At 75.1% G+C, this 6,334-nt stretch carries 6 protein-coding genes; 4 read left to right on the forward strand and 2 right to left on the reverse strand.

Going from position 1 to position 6,334, the window contains the following annotated elements; all coding sequences use genetic code 11:
• Positions 1–151 precede the first annotated feature (151 nt).
• The gene (locus ACFVQZ_RS23540) at positions 152–1,144 is read left to right on the forward strand and encodes a helix-turn-helix domain-containing protein (RefSeq protein WP_030496402.1); all 993 of its coding nucleotides are present in this window, start codon (positions 152–154) and stop codon (positions 1,142–1,144) included.
• On the opposite strand, the gene ACFVQZ_RS23545 is transcribed toward ACFVQZ_RS23540, so the two are convergent.
• Both ACFVQZ_RS23545 and gcl read right to left on the reverse strand, forming a co-directional pair.
• On the reverse strand, positions 1,141–1,536 hold the full coding sequence (locus tag ACFVQZ_RS23545) for a hypothetical protein (RefSeq protein ID WP_030496401.1): 396 nt from the start codon (positions 1,534–1,536) through the stop codon (positions 1,141–1,143). The genes ACFVQZ_RS23540 and ACFVQZ_RS23545 overlap by 4 nt on opposite strands.
• A gap of 120 nt (positions 1,537–1,656) precedes the next feature.
• On the reverse strand, positions 1,657–3,444 hold the full coding sequence (gcl, locus tag ACFVQZ_RS23550) for a glyoxylate carboligase (protein ID WP_030496400.1): 1,788 nt from the start codon (positions 3,442–3,444) through the stop codon (positions 1,657–1,659).
• Between the two features lie 244 nt (positions 3,445–3,688).
• Here gcl and ACFVQZ_RS23555 point away from each other — a divergent pair, with 244 nt between their 5' ends.
• The 3 genes from ACFVQZ_RS23555 (at position 3,689) to ACFVQZ_RS23565 (ending at position 6,224) form a co-directional block, all read left to right on the forward strand.
• On the forward strand, positions 3,689–4,816 hold the full coding sequence (locus ACFVQZ_RS23555; protein ID WP_383625674.1) for a hypothetical protein: 1,128 nt from the start codon (positions 3,689–3,691) through the stop codon (positions 4,814–4,816).
• 111 nt (positions 4,817–4,927) lie between these two features.
• Positions 4,928–5,677, forward strand: a complete 750-nt coding sequence (locus tag ACFVQZ_RS23560; RefSeq protein ID WP_383625677.1) for a TIGR04222 domain-containing membrane protein — start codon at positions 4,928–4,930, stop codon at positions 5,675–5,677.
• Between the two features lie 19 nt (positions 5,678–5,696).
• Complete coding sequence (locus tag ACFVQZ_RS23565; RefSeq protein ID WP_030496398.1) at positions 5,697–6,224, forward strand: GNAT family N-acetyltransferase; 528 nt, start codon at positions 5,697–5,699, stop codon at positions 6,222–6,224.
• Positions 6,225–6,334 lie beyond the last annotated feature (110 nt).

Below are 6,334 nucleotides of genomic sequence, written 5' to 3' on the forward strand. Positions count from 1 at the left end.
GAGCCGGGGACGGGCGCCGGTACTGTTTCGCGGCACGGCGAAACAATGGGCGCGGGGCGGGCGGACGGGACACTGGGTCCTGAGGGCGCCCGCGGAGCGGAAGCGGCGTGGCGGGCGGCGCGGGCAGAGACTGCGGGACGGGAGGCCGGGCATGGGGTGGTGGCGGATCGGCGCGGACGCGCTCGCGGGCGGCCGGTTCGTCGTGTCGCCGCTCGCCGAGACCGTCGCCGCGCTGAAGGCGCTGCACGCCGGGCGGGCCGGCCATCCCGGCGAACGGGCCTGGCTGGCGCGGCACCTGCCCGCGTACCGGGCGCGGCTCGCGGCGGAGCCGCTGGACCGGCTGCTGGTCCGGGCGGCGATCAGCCCCACCTGGAACGCGGACTTCCTCACGCCCACCCCGGCGGGGGACGGCGAGCGGTGCTTCGAGGAGGAGGTGGCGGTGGTCCGGGCGACCGGGCGGCGGGCCGCCCTCGCCGACCTGGCGGTCTCGGTCGGCGGGCCGGTGCCCGAACCGCTCGCCTCGGCGGACGATCTCCCGGGCCGGCTGGCGGAGTTGCTGACGTGGGTGTGGCGGGAGACGGTGCTGCCGGAGTGGCCGCGGCGGCGCCGGGTGATCGAGGCCGACGTGACGGCCAGGACCGCGCGGCTGGCGCGGGACGGCTGGGCGGCGGCGCTGGACGAGCTGTGCCCGGGGCGGACGCGGTGGCTGGGGAACGGCCGCCTCCAGGTCAACTCCCGTGACTATCCGCCGCGTTCGGTCGAGCGCGGACGGCTGCTGCTGGTGCCGGTGACGCCGGACACGGGCTGGGTGTCGTGGGACGCGACGCGGGAGGGGGACGAGCGGTATGCGATCGTCTATCCGTGCGCGGGAGTTCTGGCGGACGGGGCGGGGCCGGCGGTCCCGCAGGCACTGGGCGCGCTCCTCGGCCCGGCCCGCGCGGGCGTCCTGCTGCGCCTCGACGTCCCCCTGTCCACCAGCCAGTTGGTGGCGCTGACCGGGCAGGGACTCGGCTCGGTGGGGCGCCATCTGAAGGTGCTGCGCGACGCCGGGCTCGTCCGGCGCGGACGGGCGGGCCGCTCGGTGCTGTACGAGCGGACGGAGGCGGGTTCGGTCCTCGTACGGGCACAGCGGCCCGCGCGCTAGAGGCCGCTCCAGGCGCGCAGGCGTTCGCCGAGGAGGACCGGGTGCGCGAGGCCGGCGAGGGTCGCCGGGTCGACGCGTACGCCCCGGTCGGCGAGGATGCCGGCGAGGGCGGTCCAGTGGGCCTCGGCGGCCTCCTCCTGCGTCTGGTCCCCGTAGGGCTCGTCGGGGCCGACGACGGTGCGGGCGGTCTCCTCGACGGATTCCCGGGTCAGGTGGGCGCGGATGTCGCCGTCGCCGAGGAAGCTCTCGGCCCAGCCCCGGTCGTCGAGGAGGACGACGGCGCGCCCGTCGGAGAGTTCGGCCTCCAGCCGGGCGGACACCGACAGCTGCCGGCGGGTGGTCCGGCGCTCGTCCAGCTCGACGTGGGTGACCAGGCAGGTCACGGTGGTCATGGCGTCCTCCTCGGGCGGGCCGGAGCCCCACCCTAATCGCCCGCCGGACGTGCCGCGTGCCCGGCCGGACGGAGCCGGTCGGGCACGCGGGGGGCCTCACGCCGGGGAGGCCCGGGGGGGTCAGACCGCGAGCGGCTTGATCGCGGTGGGCGCGTGGCCGGGCTCGGTGGCCAGCTCCTCGAACTCGGTGACGTCGCTCATGTCGACGGTCTTGCTCATCGCGATGTTGGTGATGCGCTCCAGGATCGCCTCGACGACGACCGGGACCTGGAACTCGACGGCCATCTTCTTGGCCTGCTCCAGGGCCTCGCCCAGCTTCGACGGGTCCTCGACGCGGATCGCCTTGACGCCCAGGCCCTCGGCGACCTTGACGTGGTCGACGCCGTAGACGCCGATCTCGGGGGTGTTGATGTTCTCGAACTCCAGGTTGACCTCGAAGTTGATGCCGAGGCCGCCCTGCGCCTGCCGGATGAGGCCGAGGTAGGCGTTGTTCACGAGGACGTGGACGTAGGGGACCTTGTGCTGGGCGGCGACCGCCAGCTCCTCGATCATGAACTGGAAGTCGTAGTCGCCGGAGAGCGCGACGACCGGGGTCTCCGGGTCGGCGGTGGCGGCGCCGATGGCGGCCGGGATGGTCCAGCCGAGCGGGCCGGCCTGGCCGCAGTTGATCCAGTGGCGCGGCTTGTAGACGTGCAGGAACTGCGCGGCGGCGATCTGGGAGAGGCCGATGGTGGTGACGTACCGGGTCTCCGGGCCGAAGGCCTTGTTCATCTCCTCGTAGACGCGCTGCGGCTTCATCGGGATGTCGTCGAAGTGCGTGCGGCGCTGGAGGGTGGCCTTGCGCTCCTGCGCGGAGGCGGCCCAGGCGGTGAAGTCGGGGAGCTTGCCCTCGGCCTTCCACTCCTTGGCGATGGCGACGAAGAGCTCCAGCGCGGCCTTGGCGTCGGAGGCGACGCCGTAGTCCGGGGCGAAGATCTTGCCGAGCTGGGTGGGCTCGATGTCGACGTGGACGAACTTCCGGCCGGCCGTGTAGGCGTCCATGTTGTAGCCGGTGTGGCGGTTGGCCCAGCGGTTGCCGATGCCGAGGACGAAGTCCGACTCCAGGAAGGTCGCGTTGCCGTAGCGGTGCGCGGTCTGGACGCCGACCATGCCGGCGGCGAGGTCGTGGTCGTCCGGGATGGTGCCCCAGCCCATGAGGGTGGAGATGACCGGGATGCTGGTGAGCTCGGCGAACTCGACGAGGAGGTCGGAGGCGTCGGCGTTGATGATGCCGCCGCCGGCGACGATCAGCGGGCGCTCGGACTCCAGCAGGAAGGACAGCGCCTTCTCGGCCTGGGCGCGGGTCGCGGCCGGCTTGTAGACCGGCAGCGGCTCGTAGGTCTCCGGGTCGAAGTCGATCTCGGTGAGCTGGACGTCGATCGGCAGGTCGATGAGGACCGGGCCGGGACGGCCGGAGCGCATCAGGTGGAACGCCTGCTGGAAGACGCCGGGGACCTGCGCGGCCTCCAGGACGGTGGTGGCCTTCTTGGTGACCGGAGCGGCGATCGTGGCGATGTCGACGGCCTGGAAGTCCTCCTTGTGGAGCTTCGAGACCGGGGCCTGGCCGGTGATGCACAGGATCGGGATGGAGTCGGCGATCGCCGAGTACAGGCCGGTGATCATGTCGGTGCCGGCGGGGCCGGAGGTGCCGATGCAGACACCGATGTTGCCGGCCTTGGCCCGGGTGTAGCCCTCGGCCATGTGGGACGCGCCCTCGACGTGGCGGGCCAGCGTGTGGCTGATGCCGCCGACGTTCTTGAGCTCGCGGTAGAAGGGGTTGATCGCCGCGCCCGGCACGCCGAACGCGTTGGTGACGCCTTCGCGCTTGAGGATCTCAACGGCCGCTGCGGCGGCGGTCATACGAGGCATGGGAGTGCTCCTGCTCGGCCGGTCGGTCCCAGGGTCCGGGCGAGCCGCCCGCCCCTGTTTCCGTAATGCGGAAGAACTGTTCTGCTATACGGAAGCAATGTAGGTGGGGGTCGGGAAGCCGTCAAGGGACCGCCCACCAGACGGGCACCCGGCGGCAGGGCGGGCCTCCGCGCCGATGGCCGAAGTCGCACCCCCGCGCGGCCGGATGGGTGGACGATGGGCGAACGGAGAGAGGGGGTTCGGTGTGGGTGAATCGGTATCGGTGCGCTGCCCGGAGTGCCGGCGGAGCCATGCGTACGCGGCGCCCGCCTTCCCCTGCCCCTGCGGCCACCCGGTCGCTCCTCAGCTGATCCCGGGCGCCACCGCCGAACGGATCCGGCACCGGACCTGGCTCGACGCTTGGGTCACCGTCCGCTGCCGCGCCTGCGGCCGCGAGGACCAGTGGCCGCACCCGGAACTGGGCTGCGGCTGCGGCGCGGTCCTGCGCGTACCGGTCGCGGCGGCCGGGGAGGGCGAGCGGGAGGAGGGGTACGGCTCCGAGGGGCGGGACCCGGAGGAGGGGTACGGCTCCGAGCCGCATCGCCCTGAGGAGGGGTACGGCTCCGAACCGCGTCGCCCGGCTCCGTACGCCCCGGACGCCACCGCCCCAGAGGCCGCCGCGCCCGACGCCTCCACTCCCACCACCGGCCCGGCCTCCGACGCTTCCGACCCCGGCACCGGCACCGGGCTCGCCCCCGAACCCGAACCCGACCCCGCTCCCGACCGCGAGCCCGCCCCCTCCCCCGCCCCCGTCTCCGACGTCTCCGACGGCTCCGCCCCCGTCCTCCCCCGTGCCGCCCGGGACGACGGCGCCGGGGCGGGCGGGGCCGGGCGGCGGAGGCCCGCCGCTCCCGTCTCCGACTGGTTCGGCAACCCGCCGCGGTCCTTCGCCGAGCGACACCCGGACCACACGCCGCTGCCCGCGACCGCGCCGCGGCCCGCCGGCGAGCGGGGCGCGTTCCGGCCGGTCACGATCCGGACGGCGCGGGACGCGGTCGCCGCGGCGGCGACGTACCTGCACTGGCTCGGCTTCCGGGACCTCGTGCAGCCGGAGGACCGGCACTCCGCCGGGGTGGACCTGCGCGGCGCCGGGCTCGTCGCCCAGGTGGACCCGAGCACCCGGCCGGCCGGACTGCGGGCCGTGGAGTGCCTGTGGCTGAACGGACTCAGCGCCTCCGCCGTGAGCGTCTTCTTCTCGCTCGCCGGCTACACCCCCGAGGCCCGGTCCCGGGCCGCCGAGATAGGGCTGCCGCTCTTCGTGCTCGACCTCACCGGCACCCCGCAGCCGGTGAACGACGCGGCCGACGCGCTCACCTCCGGCGGGGCGATCTGACCCGGAGGCACCCGTACCGCACCCCCGACCGGGCCCGTGAGCGAACGGATCCGGCCATCCACGCGTGATGATCACGCCCTCCCGGGCAGAAACACCCTGGGGGTGAACGGGATGGGGGCAGGGACATGGGGGTGCCTGGCGGCGGCCTGGACCGCGCTGCTCGCCGCGGCGGTCCTGCTGCGCGCACCGGGCGGAAGCGGTGGTACGCGCTCCGCCGGGCCGGTGCCCGGGCCGGAGGCGCTGGCCCTGCTGCGCGGCGGTCCGCACGCGGCGGTGACGGTCGCGCTGGTGGCGCTGCACCAGCACGGGGCGGTCGCGGCGGGCCGCAAACGCACGGTTCGGGCCAACGGCGGCCCCGGCCGCACCCGGGACCCGCTCCAGCTCGCCGTCCACCGCTCGCTGCGCAACGCCCTTCCGCCGCGCGCGCTCGCGGTGCGGCCCGAGCCGCGCCGGGCACTGGACGGCCTGCGCGCCGAGCTGGGACGGGCGGGGCTGCTGCGCCCGCCGGGGCGGCTGCGGGCGGCCCGGGCGCTGTTGGCCGCGGCGCCCGTGACGTTCGCGGCCGGGCTGCTCGCCGACGCCTCCCGGCCCGGCCCGGTGACCGTCCTGGCGCTGGGCGCGCCGCTCGCCGCGGCCGTCCTCGCGCTGCTGCGGCTGCCGCCGGCGACCGGGGCGGCCCGGCGGCTGCTGGACGGGCTCCGGGAGCGGCACCCGCTGCCCGCGCACCGGCACGAGGTGACGGACGGGCGGCTGGTGCGGCTGTACGTGGCGCTGTACGGAGACCCGGCGCTCGCCCTCTTCCTGCCCCGGTTCTCCCGCGACGGCGGGCTCCTCGGCGACCGGGCCCCCGGCGGGCGGTGAGCCGGAGGCATACTGGCGTATGCGCATCCGAGCGGCCGTACCGGCTGAACTCCCGCTGCTCCAGTCCATCGAGCGAGCGGCCGGCGAACCCTTCCGCACCCTCGGCATGGCGGCGATCGCCGACGACGAACCCCTGCCGCTGGACGTGCTGGAGGGGTACCGCGCGGCGGGCCGGGCCTGGGTGGCGGTCGACGCCGCCGACCGGCCCGTCGGCTATCTGATCGCCGACGCCGTGGACGGCGCCGCCCACATCGAGCAGGTCTCCGTCCACCCCGATGCGTCCCGCCGGGGCGTCGGCCGGGCGCTCATCGAGCACCTGGCGGAGGCCGCCCGGAAGGAGGGCCTGTCGGCCCTCACCCTGACGACCTTCGCCGAAGTCCCGTGGAACGCGCCCTACTACGCCCGCCTGGGCTTCCGCCCGCTCGCCGACACCGACCCGGCCCTCACCGACGGCCTCCGCGCCATCAGCACCGCCGAAGCCGCCCACGGCCTCGCCGCCTGGCCCCGCGTCTGCATGCGCCGCGACCTGGCGCCGGACCCCGCCTGATCCGCGGGAACCGGTCTAGTGACCTGAGTCGGAGATTCGTCGTTAGTTGGGCATGAGTCGTCCGGGTCCGAAGATTCCGCCGTTGTCTGTCACTGATGCCCAGAGGGCGG

This window comes from Streptomyces sp. NPDC057854, from assembly GCF_042797055.1.
In the GTDB taxonomy this organism is placed as follows: domain Bacteria; phylum Actinomycetota; class Actinomycetes; order Streptomycetales; family Streptomycetaceae; genus Streptomyces.

Bases quoted from the DNA above. Each gene is read 5' to 3' on its own strand.
- gcl (WP_030496400.1), bottom strand. From the start codon at position 3,444: ATGCCTCGTATGACCGCCGCCGCAGCGGCCGTTGAGATCCTCAAGCGC.
- ACFVQZ_RS23560 (WP_383625677.1), top strand. From the start codon at position 4,928: ATGGGGGCAGGGACATGGGGGTGCCTGGCGGCGGCCTGGACCGCGCTG.
- ACFVQZ_RS23540 (WP_030496402.1), top strand. From the start codon at position 152: ATGGGGTGGTGGCGGATCGGCGCGGACGCGCTCGCGGGCGGCCGGTTC.
- ACFVQZ_RS23565 (WP_030496398.1), top strand. From the start codon at position 5,697: ATGCGCATCCGAGCGGCCGTACCGGCTGAACTCCCGCTGCTCCAGTCC.
- ACFVQZ_RS23545 (WP_030496401.1), bottom strand. From the start codon at position 1,536: ATGACCACCGTGACCTGCCTGGTCACCCACGTCGAGCTGGACGAGCGC.